Here is an 18,200-nt window from a genome sequence, read left to right on the forward strand (position 1 = left end):
CTCAGACCAGGCCAAACAGGTAATAGGCGCCGATCGCCAGCAGGACGGCCGAAGTGGCGATCAGGACCGACACCACGAAGATGTCGCGGTAGGATTCCTTGTGTGTCAGTCCGGTCACGGCCAGCAGGGTGATGACGGCGCCATTGTGCGGCAGCGTGTCCATGCCGCCGCTGGCCATCGAGGCGATGCGGTGCAGCACTTCGAGCGGAATGCCGGCGTCATTCGCGGCGGCGATGAAGGTATCGGACAGCGCTGCCAGCGCAATGCTCATGCCGCCGGAGGCGGAACCGGTAACCCCCGCCAATACGCTGACGCTGACCGCTTCGTTGAGCAGCGGATTCGGAATACTCTTGAGCAAACCGGTAATGGCCGTGAATCCCGGCAGCGCCGCGATCACCGCGCCGAACCCGTATTCGGAAGCCGTATTCAGTGAAGCCAGCAGTGCACCGCCGACGGCGCTGGTGGAGCCTTCCGCAAAGCGGGCCGCCACTTGCCTGAATGCGAACAGCAGTACCCAAAGAATTCCGCAAAACAACGCCCCCTCGACGGCCCAGATCGCGACCAGGGGCGTCACCTGGACGGTCAGCGGCGTGCCGGAAACGTCGATCGTGACGGCGCTGCCGAAGTATTGCGGGATGAGCTGGGTGAACAGCCAGTTCAGCGCGCCGACCACGAACAGGGGCGAGACCGCCAGCAGGGGATGCGGCAGTCCGGCGCTGTCCAGCGCCTCGGGCTCGTTGCGGTGGCCGCTGCCGTAACCTTCCCCCGCCGCCGCGGCCCGGCGCCGCCGGACTTCCAGGTAGAAGATGCCGACGGTCGCGATGAAGGCCGATCCCAGCAGGCCGAGGAAAGGCGCGGCCCAGGTGGTGGTCCCGAAGAAGCCCGTCGGGATGATGTTCTGGATCTGGGGCGAACCGGGCATGGCCGCCATGGTGAAGGTAAAGGCGCCCAGTGCGATCGTCGCCGGGATCAGCCGCTTCGGGATGTCGCCCTGCTTGAACATTTCCGCTGCAAACGGGTAGACGGCGAACACGACCACGAACAGGGAAACTCCGCCATAGGTGAGCAGCGCACACACCAGCACGATCGACAGAATGGCGCGCTGTCTTCCCACCAGGCCGATCACCGCGCCGACGATGGCCCGGGAAAACCCGGATAGCTCGATCACCTTGCCGAAGATCGCCCCCAGCACGAAAACGGGGAAATACAGCTTGACGAAGGCGACCAGCTTTTCCATGAACACGCCGCTGAACATCGGCAGCACCGCGTCCGGATCGGTGAGCAGCACCCCGAGCAGCGCGCACAGCGGGGCGAACAGGATCACGCTATAGCCGCGGTACGCGGCCAGCATGAGCAAGGACAGTGCAGCGAGTACGATCACGACATCCAACATGGCCTCCCTGGAATGTGGGCAACGCCCCCTCGCCCAGTATAGCCGAGCTGCACCGACGCTGCCCTTACGGAACAGGGTCCTCGAGCGGGATGACGATTTATCGAAAATGAGTCCTTACGTGCGCGACTCAACGCAAGGACTTCGTCCTTATCGATAGAATCAACCTCGCCTGCCGCTCCGCTTGCGAGCTCGGGCCAGTCACCATCTTCCGGAGCGCGAATTGGAAAACTATCAGTGGTTCATGCTGCTCGGCGGCCTCATGCTCGTGCGCGGCCTGTGGGGCCAGACGATCGCCAGGCTGCCATTCACGTCCGCAATGATCTACCTTGCCATCGGGCTGCTGCTGGGCCCCCTGGCGCTCGGCCTGTTCGCCTTCGATCCACTACGCGAAGCCAAGGTGCTCGAACCGATCGCCGAAGTCGCCGTGCTCATTTCGCTGTTCTCCGCGGGCATCAAGATGCCCGTACCGTTTTCGCTGAAGCGCTGGATGCCCGCGATCCGGCTTGCCTGGCTGGCGATGTTCCTCTCGGTTTCCCTGATCGCCGGATTCGGCTGGCTGGTGCTGGGCCTGCCGGTCGGTGCGGCAATCCTGCTGGGCGCGGTCCTGGCGCCGACCGATCCGGTCCTCGCCACCGACGTCCAGGTCCGGCACGCAGGTGACAACGATCCCTTGCGCTTTACGCTGACCTGCGAGGCCGGGCTGAACGATGGCAGTGCGTTCCCATTCATCATGCTCGGCCTGGGGCTGCTCGGCCTGCACGAACTGGGCGCCATGGGATCGCGCTGGCTGTTGGTCGACGTGGCCTGGGCTACCCTTGGCGGGCTTGGCGTCGGCGCGGCCTGCGGGGCGCTGCTGGCCTGGGCCGGGGGGGCTGTGCACAAGCGCTTCGCGAAGCATGAAGTGCTGGATGACCTGCTCGGACTGGGACTGATCGCCCTCTCCTACGGGATCGCCCTGTCCATCCATACCTACGGCTTCCTGGCTGTCTTCGCCGCCGGCGTGGCGCTGCGCCAGACCGAGCTGCGCCTGATCCAGGCACCGACCAACAGGGAAGGCTTGCTCGAACCGAAGACCGACGAGGCCCATGCGCCTGCCGTGGTGCCGGAAGCCCCGACCGTCAGCGGCGGCGCCCTGGTATTCAAGGAGCACCTGGAGCGGCTTTCCGAGCTGACCCTCGTGCTGCTGCTGGGCGGTGCTGCATCGTGGTTCCTGCTCGACTGGAAACTCTGGGCCTTTGCCCTGTTCGTGTTCTTCCTCGTGCGCCCGGTCAGTGTGCTGGCCAGCATGGTCGGGGCCGGCATTGGCGCACGTGCAACCGCCATCAGCGCCTGGTTCGGCGTGCGCGGCATCGGCTCGATCTACTACCTTACCTATGCGATCAACCACGGCCTGCCGGACCCGCTCGCGCGTGACCTGGTCAATGCCACCCTCGCTGTCATCATCGGCTCGATCTTCCTGCATGGAACAAGCGTCACGCCGCTGCTGAACCGCTTCTGGCGCCCAAACCAGTCTTCGCCCTCACCGGGCTAGCGCATGACACGACCAAGATGGCAATCGATTTCGATCCCGACCTGATCGGTGCGCTGCGGAAGGCGCGCAAGATCACGGTACTGACGGGTGCGGGGGTGTCCGCCGAAAGCGGCATCCCGACATTCCGCGACGCATTGACGGGCCTGTGGCAGAACTTCGATGCGGCCGCGCTTGCCACACCCGACGCTTTCAGGCGCGACCCGGCCCTGGTCTGGGGCTGGTACGAGTGGCGGCGCATGCGAGCGCTTGCGGCCCAGCCAAATGCGGCGCACGTCGCGATCGCCCGGCTGGCCGGCCGCGCCGGACATCTGAACCTGTTCACGCAGAACGTCGACGACCTGCACGAGCGCGCCGGCAGCCCAGACGTGCGGCACCTGCACGGCAGCCTGCATCATCCCCGCTGTTCCGGCTGCGCCCGCCCGTTCTCCCTGCCGGCGGCCGCTCCGGTGGAGCCCGAAGGCGGCCGGCGCCTGGCGCCGCCTAGCTGCCCGGCATGCGGGGGGGCGGTCAGGCCCGGCGTGGTGTGGTTCAACGAATCGCTTCCCGAAGACATCCTCGCGCAGGCATTCGCGTCGTGCACATCCAGCGATCTCCTGATCGTCGTCGGCACCTCGGGAACCGTCTATCCGGTTGCCCAGCTTCCCGACGTGGCGCGCCGGGCGGGATGCCCGGTCGTCCAGGTCAACCCGGCGGCCAGCGAGCTGGATCGTGCATGCACATGGAACCTGAGGGGGAGTGCCGCGCACATCCTGCCTGCCCTGATCGGCCGGGCGTGAGTTTCGGTGAAATTTCAGGTGCGTTTTACCAGTAGAGTCGAGGCGTCGCCCCTACCGGAAAGCTCCTGCTCATGCGCCTGCTCCACCTTGCCGTCCTTGCCGCCTCCCTGGGTGGATGCGCCTCCCCGGCCCACTCGGTCGATCGGAAGCAGGCTGCTGCCCGCAACCAAACGCAGGACGGGCCGGCAGGCCATGTGGTGGTGACGACCGCCTCCCGCGACACCGCCGCACTGTCCTACCGCTTCTTCCTCGGCGTGCAATACGAACTGCACCAGCACATGCCGCCCGAGTCGCACCTGGTGGACCTGTGGTATCGCCTCTCTTACTCCGGAATGCGGGAGACCGAGCGCGACGCACATGTGCCGCCCGAACGGACCATTACCGTGCACGGCAAGTCGGTTCGGGCAACGGTGCCGATGCGCCGCGGCGCCTACTTTTCGCTGCCCGCGATCCAGGACGCCTACGACGAGGATGCCGAACTCGTGGTCGGCGGCACCTCCAGGCCCTGGCTGGGCGTCTGGTGGACGCTGCGCGTGCCGGACAGCCGGCGCATGGCCTACGCCGACGTTCGCCGTGCCCGGGCGCAGATCGCCGCAGTACAGGGGAAAATCTCGGGCCACTCGCATCTCTACCTGAAGACCGTCAAGCGCCAGCCCTACGACGGCATCAAGGCCTGCTTCCACGACGACAGCGGCGCGATCCTGGTGGACGGCAAGGCGGTTGCCGACGCCACCGAAGGCCGCTGCAGGGTGCTGTTCAGCGATCCGGGCCGCATCGCGGACGACAGCAGCATCGCGTTCTCGGGACCGCTCGATGTCGTCAGCTTCATCGACCGCAGCTACTATCGACCCTTAGCGAAAGGAATGTGATACGGAATGTGATGCGGAATGTGATGCAAAACGTCCCCGTCCGTCTGCCTGCCGTCGCGCGCGCCACGGCGATCCTGCGCATGCGTGCCCGCCTGCTGCGCGAGGGCTTCCCACGTGTCCAAATGTTCATCCTGGTCGCGTTGACCGGCTTGGCCGGTTTCGCCGCCCCGACGGCGATGCTCGCCGCAGGGCCCGATGCGATGGCGCTGCGCTACGCGCTGGCGATGGGCGCCGCCTACCTCGGCCCATGCACCCGAAGCCAGGTCGCTGGCGAGGTCCTGTCCAGCCGCTAGCTCAGGCGCTCGCCAGGGGCAGTTCGACCACGAAGCGCGTACCGCGCTCCGGGGCGGTGTCGAACCCGATCGTGCCGCCATGCTCTTCGATGATGGCCTTGCTGATCGCCAGCCCCAGGCCGGTGCCGCCGCGCGTGCGCGAGTCGGCCCCGTCGGCCTGGGCGAAGCGCTGGAACAGGCGCTGCTGGAATTCCGGCGCAATGCCGGGTCCCTCGTCTGCGACGGACAGGCGGGCCTTGCCCGGCCCCTGCGCCAGGCCCAGGGTGACGGCCTTGCCCGCCGGGGTGAACTTGATGGCGTTCGACAGCAGATTGGTCAGCACCTGCTCCATGCGGTCCGCGTCGATGCTGGCCGCGATATGCGCGGCGCCCGTATCCCAGTCGTGCAGCAAGCGCACGCCGGCCTTCTGCGCATGACCTTCCATCGCCGCCAGGGCGCGCTCGGCCACCGGCAGCAGCGGCTGCGGCGAACGTTCGAAGTGCATATGGCCGGCTTCGATCTTCTGGATGTCGAGCAGGTCGTTCACCATGCGCACCAGCCGTTCGCTGCTCTGGCTGGCGATGGCAGTCAAGCGCAAGGCGTCCGGCGGCAGCTCGCCCGCCATGCCGTCGGCCAGCATCGCCAGCGAGGCCTGGATCGAGGTCAGCGGCGTGCGCAGTTCGTGCGAGACGGTCGAGACGAATTCGTTCTTCATCTGCTCGACCCGCTTGCGCTCCGAGATATCGTGCAGGAACACGCTGAAGAAGGCATCCTCGCCCTGGCCGGCCAGGCCGGCCGTCATCTCGATCGTGAATTCGCGGCCCTGGCGGTCCATGACTGCGCGCTCCAGGCGCTGGTCGAGCATGGACAGATGGCCGGTCTGGCGGAAGGCGTGCAGGGCCTGGCCCAGGCTGGCACGGTAGCGCTCCGGCAGCACCAGTTCCGACAGCGGCCAGCCCACCGCCTCGTGGCGGCGCCAGCCGAACATGCGCTCGGCCGCGCTGTTCCAGTCGAGGATCATGCCGCGCTGGTCGACCGCGATGAAGGCATCCTGGGCCGCTTCCACGATGGCATTGATGCGCTGCTCGTTGGCCCGCACCGAGGCCAGCGCCCGCTCCAGCTCGCGGGTGCGTTCCTCGACCCGCTGCTCCAGCGTGGCATTCAGGTCGCGCAGTTCGCCGCGCTGCCGCACCAGGTCGGTCACCAGCTGGTTCAGCGTGGTCGACAGCGCCTGCACCTCGAAGTAGTCCTTCGCGTTCGGCACCAACTGGACCGCCTCGCCGCGCCCCAGGCGCTCGGCCGATTCGGCCAGCGCCCCGAGCGGGCGGGTGATGCGGCGCGCCACCAGCACGCCGGCCACGGAGAACAGCACCGCCAGCGCCGCCCCGCTCCACAGCGCCTTCTCGCGCAGGCGGCGCACCGGCGCGTAGGCGTCCTCCACGTCCTGGCGCACCAGCACGGTCCAGCCCAGGCCGGGGTACATGCCGCGGCCGATGGTAGCGCCGTAGCCGACCAGGTAAGACGCGCCGTCGGGCCACTGCTCGACCAGGTAGCCGGTGCGCTTCTGCTGCGCCAGCCGCAGGCTCCCGGTGGCGATCTTCTTGCCCTGCAGCCCCTTCGGTCCGAGCAGGACCACGCCCTGCTGGCTGACGATCAGGGCCTGTACCCGTCCACGGGCCTGGACCGGGGCGATGATCGAACGCTCGACGTCGCGCGCCCATTGCCAGGACAGGTGCACGCCCAGCACGCCGGCGGTCCTGCCGGCCAGGTCGGTGTACGGGAAGGCGACGTCGACGAAGCGGCGCGGCTCGCCGTTCTCGCTGGGGAGCAGCTTGGCGAGCTTGACCGCCTCGTGCACGTCGCCCACGTTGACGCCCTGGAGGGCATCGCGGAACCACGGGCGCTGCGACACGTCGACGCCCTCGAGCAGGCCGCGCGCCTCGACGATGACGCGGCCGTCCAGGCCGGTCAGGCCGATCCAGTCGTAGTAGCCGTAGGTCTCGCGCATGTCGGACAGCACCTGGCGGCGCTCCACCAATGCAATGCCGGAATCGCGCAGCGTCCGCCGGCGCGCCATCAAACTGACTTCGCGGTAGCGCTCGGCCATGCCGCGGTCGAGCTTGTCAGCAGTCTGGCGCGCCATCTCGCCCAGGTTGTGGCCGATGCTTTCCTTGACCTGTTCGGTCGAGGACTGCTCGATGACCATGACCAGCAGCAAGGTCAGGATCACCGTCAACAGCGAAAAAGCCAGCGCCAGCCAGGCGCCGAGGCCACGCCTGCGCTGCCGGCTAGGGGAAGTTGCTTGTGTATCCATGCTGGCTCGTTGCTGAAACAATTGCGTCAGCGTAACATACGTCAGCTCGACAGACCATGAACATGGCGGTGGGCGTCGCACGGGGGAAACGGATTTCCTGTAAACTAGACGGCTACCGATTCGCACGCTGCCGTGCGCACCCGCCCTGTGCACCATGCAACAACAAGAAACGCCAAGATAACCGCCATGTCCACCCCACCCGTCAACACCGACCAGCTGCTCGATTACGTCACCTCGTGCGCCCTGCCGACCCCATGGGCGCAATTCACGCTGCATGCCTTCATCGAACATTCGACCGGCAAGGAGCACCTGGCGATGGTGCTGGGCGACATCGGCGACGGCGAGCCGGTGCTGGCGCGCGTGCATTCCGAATGCCTGACCGGCGACGTGCTGTTCTCGCAGCGCTGCGACTGCGGCGCCCAGCTCGAAGGCGCGCTGCGGCGCATCGCCGAGGAAGGCCGCGGCGTCCTGCTGTACCTGCGCCAGGAAGGCCGCGGCATTGGCCTGGTCAACAAGATTCGCGCCTACCGCCTGCAGGAAGCCGGCGCCGACACGGTCGAGGCCAACCTGCAGCTGGGCTTTCATGCAGACGCCCGCAACTACGAGCTGTGCAAGCCGATGCTGGCGCAGTTCGGCGTGCGCTCGCTGCGCCTGATGACCAACAACCCGCGCAAGATCGACGCCCTGACCCGCCTGGGCATCGGGGTCGCCGAGCGCGTGCCGCTGCTGGTCAACCGCAATGCGTTCAACAACAGCTACCTGAATACCAAGCAGGCCAAGCTGGGCCACATGATGGGCCCCGCCGAGGTGCCTGCCGACGCGTCCTGATTTCCTCCGTCCACCCTAGCGCGCGCACGGCGCCCGCGTCCGATGGCAAGATAGTGCTTCTTTCTTGCCATTGATTGGATTGCATGAAACGGACTGCCGCCGCCCTCCTGCTTTACTGCCTCGCGGCGGGCGCAGCCACCGCACCGCCACAGCAGGCTGACCGCCCACCGCGCGCCAGCGCCACCACGGTGCCGGCGCCGCCTCCACACCTACCGCCCACGGCCGCGCCCGGCGCCACGCCGCCGGCCCCGGCGCCGGGCGAGATCGACGCCCAGGACGCCCTGCCGCCGCCCTCCTCCGCCGCCCAGGACCTGTACTCCGCGGCGCGCGGCGACCTGCTGCAGATCCGCATGCTGCTCAAGAACGGCCGCACCCAGTCCACCGTCGGCTCGGGCTTCCTGGTGGGCACCGGCAACCTGGTCGTCACGAATTACCACGTGGTGTCGCAGATGGCGCTCGACCCCGACGTCTACACCGCCGAATACATCGACACCGACGGCAACAGCGGCCCGGTCGAGCTGCTGGCCGTCGACGTGCTGCGCGACCTGGCCGTCCTGCGCGTCAACCGCGAAGGCAGCGGCTTCTTCAAGGTGCCCGAGCGGCCCATGCGGCTGAACCAGGGGCAGCGCTTGTACTCGCTCGGCAATCCTCTCGACCTCGGCTTCGCGATTTCCGAAGGCGCCTACAACGGCATCGTTACGCGCAGCTTCTACGACCAGCTCATGTTCGGCGGGCCGATCAATTCCGGCATGAGCGGTGGCCCCAGCGTGACCAGCAACGGCACCGTGGCCGGCGTCAACGTGTCCAAGCGGCGCGACGGCGAGTCGGTCAGCTTCCTGGTGCCGGTAAAGTATGTGCAGGAACTGCTGCGCAAGGTGGAGAGCCAGCCGGTCCCGCCGGACGATTTCAACCCGCTGATCGCGGCCCAGTTGCTGGAGCACCAGCGCGGCATGGTCGACCGCCTGCTGGAAGAGCCGCTGGCGATCAAGAGCATGGGACCCTACCTGGTGCCGGTGCGCGAATCGGGCCAGCTGCGTTGCTGGGGACGCTCGAACGTGAAGGCCGAGACCGCCTACACCTCGGACTCGATGAGCTGCGCGATGGAGTCGGCGATCTACGTGTCCTCGACCCAGCAGACCGGACACGTGTCGATGACCCACCAGTACATCCGTTCCGACAACCTGGCCCGACTGCCCTTCGCGGCACTCAGCAGCCGCCTGTTCGGCTCGGCCAAGCTGGGGGGCACGGGGGGCGGGCACCTGACCAAGCCGATGTGCACGGAACGCTTCGTGCACACGCGCACCCTCCCGCTGCGCGCCGTGACCTGCGTGCGCGCCTACCGCAAGTTCGGGGGGCTGTACAACTTCACCCTGCTGATCGCCAGCACCAATGCGGCCGAATCGAGCCTGCAGAGCCGGCTGGACGTGTCCGGCGTGTCCTATGAAAACGGCATGCGCGTGACCCGCGCCTTCCTCGGCTCGTTCGGGCGCAATATCCGGCGCGCTCCAGCGCCCGCTGCCGAACCGGGAGGCGCACGATGAAAGGTCCCTGGACCGTCGAGATCCTGGCCCGCAACGGCGAGGTGCTGCACCGGCATCGCGCGGCAAGCTTGCCGATCCGCGTCGGCCGCGCCTACGACAACGACTTTATCCTCGACGACGAGTATGCCGCCGCCCACCACGCCCTCATTGAACAAGGACCCGACGGCGCGCTCGTGATGCGCGACCTCGGCACGCGCAATGGCCTGAACATCGGCCGCAAGCGGGTCAAGGAACTCACCCTCGGCGGCGACACCGTGGTGCGCATGGGGCACACCTCGCTACGCGTGCGAGCGGCCGATTTCCCGGTGCCGGCCGAACTGCGCGACCGCACCATGCACGGCTGGGAGGGCCTGCTGCCCGGCGTCGTGGGCGTGCTGCTGGCCGGCCTGGTGGCGCTGTTCGTGACCTGGCTGCTGGATGCCGAGCCCTTCGAACTGCTGAACTATGTGCTGGCCCCGGGCGCCGGCATCGGCGCGGCCCTGCTATGGAGCAGCCTGTGGGCTTTCCTGAACCGCCTGTTCGGCCGCTATACGCGGCTGGGGCGGCACCTGTTCATCTTCGGCTGCGGAGTGGCGGCGCTGGTGGGCTTCCGCCTGCTCGCGGCCGTCATCGCCTATGCCTGGTCGCTGGAATGGCTCACGCGCTACGGTTCGCACGTGGCGGTGGCCACCGTCGCGGGCATCATCTACTTCCACCTGGCGACGATCAAGCCGTCCCTGCGGCGCCGGCTGCGTGCAATCTGCGCCGCCGCGGCCGTGCTGGGATCCGGGCTGGTGCTGATCGTGAACCAGCAGCAGCACGGCCGCCTCGCCGACGAACTCTACATGTCGGTGCTGCTGCCGCCGGAACTGCGCGCCAGCCCGGATGCCACGGTGGCGGAGTACATCGCCGATGTCGAGGCGATGCGCGCTGAGCTGGAAGAAGAGCGGGAGGTCCAGCCGGCGGCCGGTGGAGGCAACTGAACGGGCGGCAGGCCCGGCCTGGCTTTGCCGCTTTGACAAGCGCCGGCGGATGCAGGATGATCCGGGCATCGCAACAGCGCTCGTGCCCATGAATTCGACCCGCAGCAAGATCGCCGCCGGCATCGCCTGGCTGCTGTTCTGGACCCTGATGACGTTCGCTGCCGTCGAGGACTACCGGCGCGACGGCGGCAGTGCGGTTTGGCAGCCGGTGCTCTGGGAAGCCTCCTCGGCACTGGCGCTCACGGCGCTGCTGATGGTCCAGCGCCGCATCAGCGCCCGCTACGATCGCCTGGTCGTGGCGCCCTGGCGCTGGTTCGCGCTGCAAGCGCGCATCCTGCCGCTCTACTGGATTGCCTTCGTGCCGCTGGCCTTCGGCATTCGCCACACCGTGTATGCGCTGGCAGGCCACAGCTACAGCCATGCACCATGGCCGCAGCTGTTCGTTTATGAATCGCTGAAGGTGACGGTGTTCGCAAGCTTGTTCACCGTGATCGGCTTCGGCCTGTTGTCCTACCGCGAACTGCTTGGCGCGCAACTGCGCGCCGAGCAAGCCAATGCCCTGCTGCGCGAAGCGCAACTGCAGTCGCTGGCGCGCCAGATGCAGCCGCACTTCCTGTTCAACGCGCTCAATACCGTCTCCTCGCTGATGCACACCGACGTGGCGCGCGCCGACGCCACCCTGGTGCAACTGGCCGACCTGCTGCGCGCCGCCCTGGCGCTTGGCCAGCGTCCGCTGGCCACGCTCGAGGAAGAATTGCGGCTGGCGCGCGCCTATGCCGGCGTGATGGAGGGGCGCTTCGACGGCCGCGCGCAGGTGGACTGGCGCATCGACAGCACGGTGCTGGGCGTGTCGCTGCCTGCGATGAGCGTGCAGCCGCTGCTGGAAAACGTGTTCAAGCATACGGTCGAACGCCGGCGCGATACGATCCGGATCACGGTCAGCGCGGCGCGCGAGGGCGAGGACTTCGTCCTGCGCATCGAGGATGATGGCGGCATGCTCGGCAAGGAAGTGCACGACGGCGGGTCGGGCATCGGGCTGGCCAACCTGCGCGCGCGCCTGGCGGGACTGCACGGCGGCGCTGCCAGCCTGACCCTGGCCCAGCTCCTGCCTTCCGGCGTGCGGACCGAACTGAGGATGCCATGCGCATCCTGATCGTCGACGACGAGCGCCCGGCGCGCGAACGCCTGCGCCGCATGCTCACGCTGGAAGCGGGCATCGAGGCCATTGCCGAAGCGGCCGACGGCATCGAGGCGCTGCGCATGCTGCCGGGATTCCGACCTGACGCGCTGCTGCTCGACGTCGAGATGCCGGAGCTGTCGGGCATCAACCTGGCGGCCTCGCTGCCCCTGCCTTCGCCACTGGTCGTGTTCGTCACGGCCTACGACGAGTACGCGCTGCGCGCCTTCGATGCGAACGCCGTCGATTACCTGCTCAAGCCCTTCGACCAGGCGCGCCTGAGGCGGGCGCTGGAACGCCTGCGCGGGCGGCATGCCTTGCAGGGCCTCGGCGCTGCAAGGCCTCCCACATCGTCCGGCCTGCCGGCGCGCCAGCTCCTGGTGACGGAGCGCGGCGCCACGCGCGTGGTGCAGGTTGCCGACATCGAATGGCTGGAGACGGCCGACAACTACGTGGTCCTGCACACGGCGCGGGGAGCGCCCTTGCTGCGCCAGACCCTGTCCGCGCTCCTGGAACAGCTGGGCAGCGGTTTCGTGCGCTGCCACCGGCGCGCGGCGGTGCGTCCCGACGCCGTCGAACGTATCGTCCCGCTCGACAAGGGCGACTGCGAGCTGGTGCTGCGCAGCGGCGCGCAAGTAGCCTGCAGCCGCCAGTACCGCGGCGCACTCATGGCTGCGCTCCAGGCCGCCTAGGCACTCCTCTCCTGCACGGATCGGCCGTCCGTTCCGCCCCATGGCGGACCCATCTCGCCACAAAGCGCTCGCCGCGCTCAGCCCATCACGGCATGCTGGCGCCACTATTCCAACGAGAGCGAGCCATGCACCGCGACATTCCTCCATCCGCCACGCGCCTGTACTTCCTCGACTGGGTGCGCATCCTTGCCTTCTTCGTCCTGATCCTCTACCACGTCGGCATGTACTACGTGAGCTGGGACTGGCACGTGAAAAGCCCGTTCGCAGGCACCGGTCCGGAAGCCTTCATGATGCTTTCCTCGCCATGGCGGCTCGGCCTGCTGTTCTTCGTCGCGGGCGTGGGGGCCAGCATGATGCTGCGCAAGCTCGGCACGGCCTCCTTCCTGCACCGGCGCAGTGTACGCCTGCTGGTGCCGCTGGTCTTCGGCATGCTGGTGATCGTGCCGCCGCAGCCCTATCTCGAGGTGGTCGAGAAGCTGGGCTATGCGGACGGCTATCCGGCCTTCATGGGCCTGTACCTGCAAGCCTACAACGGTTTCTGCCGCGAGCATTGCCTGATCCTGCCGACCTGGAACCACCTGTGGTTTGTCGCTTACCTGTGGATCTACACGGTGCTGCTCGGCGCCATCACCGGCATGCTGGGGACGCGCTTCGACCGGATCGCGGCGCGCGCCGGGGCCCTGCTCCAGGGCTGGAGGCTGATTGCGCTACCGGCCGCCGTGCTCGCGCTGGCGCGCATCAACCTGGTCGAGCACTTCCCGACCAACCACAGTGTCGTCGGCGACTGGTACAACCATGCGATGTCCTTCCTGCCCTTCCTGCTCGGCGCACTGGTGGCGCGGGTGCCGGGGTTCTGGACGCGGCCCGCGCTGCTGCGCTGGCAGGCGCTCGGTATCGCCGCCACCGGCTGGACCTTGCTGGTGATGTGGAATGCGGTGACGTATGATGTGGTTGGCCCGCAAGTGGCGGCCGTGATTCGGGCGATCATGCATGCGATATATGCCCTGCTGGCCTGGAGTGCGATCGTGGCCGCCTGCGGGTTCGCCGCGCGCCACCTCGACCGCGACGGCCCTGCTCGACGCTACCTGAACGAAGCGATCTTCCCCGTCTACATCCTGCACCAAACGCTCATCGTCGTCCTCGCGCATGGGATGAAGCCGCTGCGAATCGCCCCGGGTACCGAGGCCGTGCTGCTGGTCGTGCTGACCGTGAGCCTCAGCTTCGGCGCCTTCGAGCTGCTCAGGCGCGCACCTGTAATGCGTCCGCTGTTCGGGCTGGCGCCTCGGCGCCGCGATGTGGCGCCGGCAGAGGAAGCAGCCCCTCCCCCGCCGGCGCTGAGGCAGCCTGCTGATGTGCAGGCTACGGCCGGTTAGACACCCAGGCCCTATCTACTCACCGAGCGCTCAGTGCGTCTGGGCGCCGGTCGGACGGCTACCCTGGCCGCCGCCGGCCTGGTGGCCGCCTTGCCCCCCGCCCTGTTGGCCTTGCTGCGCCTGCTGGCCCCGCTGCGCCTCGCCATTGCCACCCGACGCGGCGTGGGCATCGCCATTGGGCTGTGCGAACGGATCGGCAATGTTGCGCATTGCTTCTTGCCGGTTACGGAGATTGCGCTCGGTTTCCTCGGCGGTGGTGCGCGCTACCTCATCGACCAGGGCACGTGCGGTGCGCGTCGTGTTCTGCACGTGCTGCTCGGTCACGCGCGCCAGCTCGACCTGGGCATCGGCGGCAACGCGCGAGAGGTGCTGCTGGTAGGCGCGCAGCTTCTCGGTGGTCGGCTGGGCCCGCGCGGAAGCGGCGCTGAGCGCCTCGGTCTGGCGCTCGGCGCTCAGCACCTGCTGGCTCGCCAGCGTGCTTTCCTCGACCATGGTCTGGACGAGCTGGATGTTCAGGTCGCACATCTGCTGGAACGAGCGGAACATCGATTTGGACATGTCATTCAGGAAGGCGGTCTGCGCGTCCATGTGGGTACGCACGGCCGGGGTCACGGATTGCGGAAGGAAATACATGCATTGACCTCATTATGTGGTTGCAATAAAAGGCACGCCACGACCGACGAAGCAGCCGTGACACGAAGGTAGAAGGCTAAAGAGACTGGCGGGAACACGTTTGATGTAAACCAAACGTGCACCGGTCGGGATTCATCGGCGGGCCAGCGCCGCAGGCAGCTCGGCGCCGCAATCCTTGCAGAAGTTTGCGCCGGCATCATGGCCGCTGCTGTTGCAGGCATCACAGGTGCGCGCCGGGCGCGTCGGGCCCAGGCGGCGGTCGCCGCGGCGCGCCGTCATCTCGGCGGTGACGATGCCGGTCGGCACCGCCAGGATGCCCCAGCCGAGCAGCATCATGAAGGAAGCAATGCCCTTGCCGAGCGGCGTATGCGGGGTGATGTCGCCATAGCCGACAGTGGTCATGGTGACGATCGCCCAGTACATCGCCATGGGAATGCTGGTATAACCGTGCTCCGGCCCTTCCACCACGTACATGACCGTCCCCAGGATCAGGACCGCCATCAGCACCACCGACAGGAACACCATGATCTTGCGCCGGCTGGCGGCCAGCGCCTCGCCCAGCCGCGTGTACTCTTCGATGTACAGGGTCAGCTTGAAGATGCGGAACACGCGCAGGAGGCGCAGGATGCGGATGTCCAGCAGCGCTTCGCTGCCAGGTACCAGCAGGGAGATATAGGTCGGCAGGACGGACAGCAAGTCGATGATGCCGTAGAAGCTCAGGGCATAGCGCAGCGGCCGGCGCACCGTCAGCAGCCGCGCCGCGTATTCGGCCGTGAACAGCAGCGTGAAGAACCATTCGAGGGCATACATTACCTTCCGATGGGCGCCGCCGATCGTCGGTACGCTGTCGAGCACCACGACCAGGATGCTGAGCAGGATGGCCGCCACCAGCACGATATCGAAGGCCCGTCCCGCCGGGGTGTCGATGCCGAAGATGACCTCATGTACGCGCGCGCGCCATCCTCCCGGCGGTCCGGCGTAGTCGACCGGGAAGAAGGCGTCGCGCTGGCGCTTCCTTGCGCTCATCGTGCCGGCGGCCCCTTGAGCTCGACCGTGTTGCGTTCGGGGTCGCGCAGGTAGATCGACGGCCCCTCGCCTTCAGCACCGTAGCGTGATTCGACCGGCCCTGCGGCGACGCCATGCGCATCCAGGTGCCCCCGGATCGCCGCTTCGTCGAAAGGGTCGACCCGCAGGCACAGGTGGTCGAGGTTGCGCCCGCCGACACCCGGCGCTGCGCCGCCTTCGCGTCCCAGCTTGCCGTCGACGGGCACCAGGTCGATCAGCGAATGGCCGGCGCGCAGCTGGACCAGGCCGATGTCGTCACACCGGCGCTCCACCCGGCAACCCAGCACCTCGCCGTAGAAGGCGATCATGGCCTCGAGGTCGGCCACGCGCAGTACGATGTGGTCGAGCCCGCGGACAGCGATTGGATTACCTGGCATGGCGCTCGACCCAGGCGGCGAAGGTGTCGATGAAGGCTTGGAAGAAGGCGCGGCTGGATTCGTCGATGAGCCTGTCGCCCTCGTACTTGCCCGCCACCATGCCGACATAGGCTTCCGGTGCCGGCATGCAGGGCATGTTCAGGAAGGGCAGCATCTGGCGTAGGTGGTGGTTGGCGCCGAAGCCGCCGAGCGCGCCGGGCGAGACGCTGACGATCGCGCAGGGCTTGTCGGCCCAGGCCGCCGCGCCGTACGGGCGCGAGCCGACGTCGATCGCATTCTTCAGCGCGCCCGGCACCGAGCGGTTGTATTCCGGCGTGCAGAACAGGATGCCGTCGGCCTGCTTGACGCGCTCGCGGAAAGCCGTGAACGCGGCCGGCGGATTGTCGGTCTCGTCGTCCTGGTTGTAGAGCGGCAAGTCGCGGATCTCGACGATTTCCATGCTGAGGCTGGCAGGCGCCAGCTCGATCATCGATTGCGCCACCTTGCGGGTGAACGAGTCCTTGCGCAGGCTGCCGACGATGATGGCAATGTTCCGAGTGGTCATGGCGTTCCTTTCAACAGTTCCGGTTGCAAAGCGTGATGGTAGCCAATTTGACAGCATCGCGCTGGCGGCGCCAGCGCCGGCTCCCATGCACGCGGCACTCAAGCAGGACCGTCAAGGGGTGGCCTCAGGATCTCTGCCAGGCGCTCCGCCGTGCACGGTTTCGGGACGTGCATGTCGAACCCCGCTTCCAGCGCGGCGGCGCGCACCGCCGGGGAGTTATAGCCGGTGAAGGCAACCAGCCGGGTGGCATTGCCGATCGCGGTACGCGCGCGGCGGGCGACTTCGAAGCCGTCCAGCCCCGGCAGGCCGACATCGACGATGGCCAGGTCCGGCGCCTCGTTGATGATCTTTTCCAGCCCGTCCCTGCCATTGTCGACCGCCGTCACCAGGTAGCCCGACGCGCTCAAGAGATCCCTCAGGGTATCGCGCGCATCGACATTGTCCTCGACGATAAGGACCCGGCGCAGGCTGCCCGATGGCTGAGGCAGCGGCGTGGCGCCTGGGGCCAGGCAGCGGTCCTCGCGTTGTTGCTGTACCAACTGCGGCGTCAGCGGCAGCTCGATGGTGAAGCTGCTGCCATAGGCCAGGCCTTTGCTCCAGGCCGCGACCCGGCCGCCATGCAGCTCGACGATCGCGCGTACCAGGGCCAGGCCGATGCCCAGCCCGCCGCGAGAACGGTCGAGGCTGACGTCCACCTGCACGAACATGTCGAAGATCGCCTCGAGCTTGTCCGGCGGGATGCCGCGTCCTTCGTCCCTCACCTCGATCCGGGCCCAGGCCGCGTCCCCCGAGCGGATCGGTTCGAGGCTGACCTCGACATGCCCGCCCGGCTCGCTGTACTTGGCTGCGTTCGTCAGCAGATTGCTCAAGGCCTGCTCCAGGCGGGCCGCGTCGCCGTAGGCGGCGAATCCACCGGGTGCGATGCGCGTCGCGACGCCCAGTCCACGCCGTTCGAACAGCTCGCGCGCCGCGTGCATCGCATCCTCGACCACGTCGCGCAGGTCGAGCGGCGCGCGCTGCAGCTCCACCGCGCCGCGGTCGATCCGTGACATCTCGAGCAGGTCGTCCACCAAGCGGGTCAGGTTGCCTACCTGGCGCCGGCAAATGTCCAGCAGGTTTGCCTTGCGTTGCTCGTCCGCCGGCACGACATTCCACAGCTGCAGGGCGGACGAGATCGCCGCCAGCGGATTACGCAATTCATGGGCCAGCATCGCCAGGAACTCATCCTTGCGCACCGCCTCCTCGCGGGCCCGGCGGGCATACTCGGACAACTCCCCGTTGGCGTCGCGCAGTTCATCGTTGAGCCTGTCCAGTTCGCGGCTGCGCTGGACGATCTCCGCTTCCATCTTGAGGTTGTCGGCGCTCAGCCGTTCGCTCAAGCTGCGCTGCCGGGCATGCTCTTCGAGCAGGCTCATGTATTCGGTCACGTTGTCGACACGGTGGATGATGCAGAGCAGCTCGCCATCGCGGCCGAATACGGGTGCATTGACCGGACTCCAGTAACGTTTTTCGAAACCCGTGCCGTCGGCGTTCGGCACGTCGTAGCGCTGGACTGCCATGACGTCGGTCTTGTGTGTCTCGACCACCCGCCGCAGCGAACGCGACAGGTTGTGGGTGGAGTTCGCCTCCGGCGTGTCCGGGTTGTCCGGAAAGACCTGGAAGACCGGACGGCCGACGACCTCGGCGCGCCGGCGCAGCGTGGCGCGGAGGTACTCTTCGCTGACGCCTGCGATGGTGAAGTCCGGATCCGGAAACAGCAGCAGGAAGGCGCCCGGCAGTGCCTCGAAGATCGCTTTGAATTGTTCAGGAAGAAGGTGACCGTCCATCCTCCTATCCTAACCCAACTGTTGGGA

Annotated in this window: 17 protein-coding genes; 10 read left to right on the forward strand and 7 right to left on the reverse strand. The window is 67.5% G+C overall.

Going from position 1 to position 18,200, the window contains the following annotated elements; translation table 11 throughout:
• Position 1: 1 nt before the first annotated feature.
• Positions 2-1,390, reverse strand: coding sequence for a GntP family permease (locus MA09_RS12800; protein WP_152594667.1), 1,389 nt, complete (start codon positions 1,388-1,390; stop codon positions 2-4).
• A 223-nt stretch (positions 1,391-1,613) separates the two neighbouring features.
• Between MA09_RS12800 and MA09_RS12805 the strand changes: the two genes are divergently transcribed.
• From MA09_RS12805 to MA09_RS12820, 4 genes are all read left to right on the forward strand, one after another.
• The gene (locus MA09_RS12805) at positions 1,614-2,924 is read left to right on the forward strand and encodes a sodium:proton antiporter (RefSeq protein ID WP_152594646.1); all 1,311 of its coding nucleotides are present in this window, start codon (positions 1,614-1,616) and stop codon (positions 2,922-2,924) included.
• Positions 2,925-2,941: 17 nt separating this feature from the next.
• Complete coding sequence (locus tag MA09_RS12810; protein ID WP_036249012.1) at positions 2,942-3,700, forward strand: NAD-dependent deacylase; 759 nt, start codon at positions 2,942-2,944, stop codon at positions 3,698-3,700.
• Between the two features lie 71 nt (positions 3,701-3,771).
• Positions 3,772-4,569 carry a hypothetical protein gene (locus MA09_RS12815; protein ID WP_036249014.1) on the forward strand — a complete coding sequence of 266 codons (798 nt, stop codon included), beginning with the start codon at positions 3,772-3,774 and terminating at the stop codon, positions 4,567-4,569.
• Between the two features lie 23 nt (positions 4,570-4,592).
• Positions 4,593-4,862 (forward strand): hypothetical protein, encoded by a 270-nt coding sequence (locus MA09_RS12820; protein WP_036249016.1) that lies wholly within the window; start codon positions 4,593-4,595, stop codon positions 4,860-4,862.
• Between the two features lies 1 nt (position 4,863).
• Here the strand turns inward: MA09_RS12820 and MA09_RS12825 are convergent, their stop codons facing one another.
• The gene (locus tag MA09_RS12825; protein WP_036249019.1) at positions 4,864-7,155 is read right to left on the reverse strand and encodes an ATP-binding protein; all 2,292 of its coding nucleotides are present in this window, start codon (positions 7,153-7,155) and stop codon (positions 4,864-4,866) included.
• A gap of 186 nt (positions 7,156-7,341) precedes the next feature.
• On the opposite strand from MA09_RS12825, the gene ribA reads away from it, so the two are divergent.
• From ribA to MA09_RS12855, 6 genes are all read left to right on the forward strand, one after another.
• Positions 7,342-7,983, forward strand: a complete 642-nt coding sequence (gene ribA / locus MA09_RS12830) for a GTP cyclohydrolase II (RefSeq protein WP_036249022.1) — start codon at positions 7,342-7,344, stop codon at positions 7,981-7,983.
• An 83-nt stretch (positions 7,984-8,066) separates the two neighbouring features.
• A complete protein-coding gene (locus tag MA09_RS12835; protein WP_036249025.1) occupies positions 8,067-9,524 on the forward strand; it encodes a serine protease in 1,458 nt (485 codons plus the stop codon).
• Positions 9,521-10,486: an FHA domain-containing protein gene (locus MA09_RS12840; RefSeq protein ID WP_036249027.1), complete on the forward strand. Its 966-nt coding sequence runs from the start codon at positions 9,521-9,523 to the stop codon at positions 10,484-10,486. Before MA09_RS12835 ends, MA09_RS12840 begins: the two co-directional genes overlap by 4 nt.
• Before the next feature lie 88 nt (positions 10,487-10,574).
• Positions 10,575-11,639, forward strand: a complete 1,065-nt coding sequence (locus tag MA09_RS12845; RefSeq protein ID WP_036249029.1) for a sensor histidine kinase — start codon at positions 10,575-10,577, stop codon at positions 11,637-11,639.
• On the forward strand, positions 11,627-12,355 hold the full coding sequence (locus MA09_RS12850; protein WP_036249031.1) for a LytTR family DNA-binding domain-containing protein: 729 nt from the start codon (positions 11,627-11,629) through the stop codon (positions 12,353-12,355). The genes MA09_RS12845 and MA09_RS12850 overlap by 13 nt, the downstream gene beginning before the upstream one ends.
• 125 nt (positions 12,356-12,480) lie before the next feature.
• Positions 12,481-13,728, forward strand: coding sequence for an acyltransferase family protein (locus tag MA09_RS12855; RefSeq protein ID WP_051933409.1), 1,248 nt, complete (start codon positions 12,481-12,483; stop codon positions 13,726-13,728).
• A 30-nt stretch (positions 13,729-13,758) separates the two neighbouring features.
• Here MA09_RS12855 and MA09_RS12860 read toward each other — a convergent pair whose 3' ends face one another.
• From MA09_RS12860 to MA09_RS12880, 5 genes are all read right to left on the reverse strand, one after another.
• Positions 13,759-14,361, reverse strand: coding sequence for a phasin family protein (locus MA09_RS12860; protein ID WP_081897575.1), 603 nt, complete (start codon positions 14,359-14,361; stop codon positions 13,759-13,761).
• Positions 14,362-14,493: 132 nt separating this feature from the next.
• A complete protein-coding gene (locus MA09_RS12865) occupies positions 14,494-15,387 on the reverse strand; it encodes an ion transporter (protein ID WP_051933410.1) in 894 nt (297 codons plus the stop codon).
• On the reverse strand, positions 15,384-15,803 hold the full coding sequence (locus MA09_RS12870) for a VOC family protein (protein ID WP_036249035.1): 420 nt from the start codon (positions 15,801-15,803) through the stop codon (positions 15,384-15,386). The genes MA09_RS12865 and MA09_RS12870 overlap by 4 nt, the downstream gene beginning before the upstream one ends.
• Positions 15,793-16,347: an NADPH-dependent FMN reductase gene (locus MA09_RS12875; protein ID WP_036249037.1), complete on the reverse strand. Its 555-nt coding sequence runs from the start codon at positions 16,345-16,347 to the stop codon at positions 15,793-15,795. Before MA09_RS12875 ends, MA09_RS12870 begins: the two co-directional genes overlap by 11 nt.
• A gap of 98 nt (positions 16,348-16,445) precedes the next feature.
• Positions 16,446-18,173 carry an ATP-binding protein gene (locus MA09_RS12880; protein WP_036249039.1) on the reverse strand — a complete coding sequence of 576 codons (1,728 nt, stop codon included), beginning with the start codon at positions 18,171-18,173 and terminating at the stop codon, positions 16,446-16,448.
• Between the last annotated feature and the right edge of the window lie 27 nt (positions 18,174-18,200).

Source organism: Massilia sp. BSC265 (assembly GCF_000740675.1).
Taxonomy (GTDB): domain Bacteria; phylum Pseudomonadota; class Gammaproteobacteria; order Burkholderiales; family Burkholderiaceae_D; genus Telluria.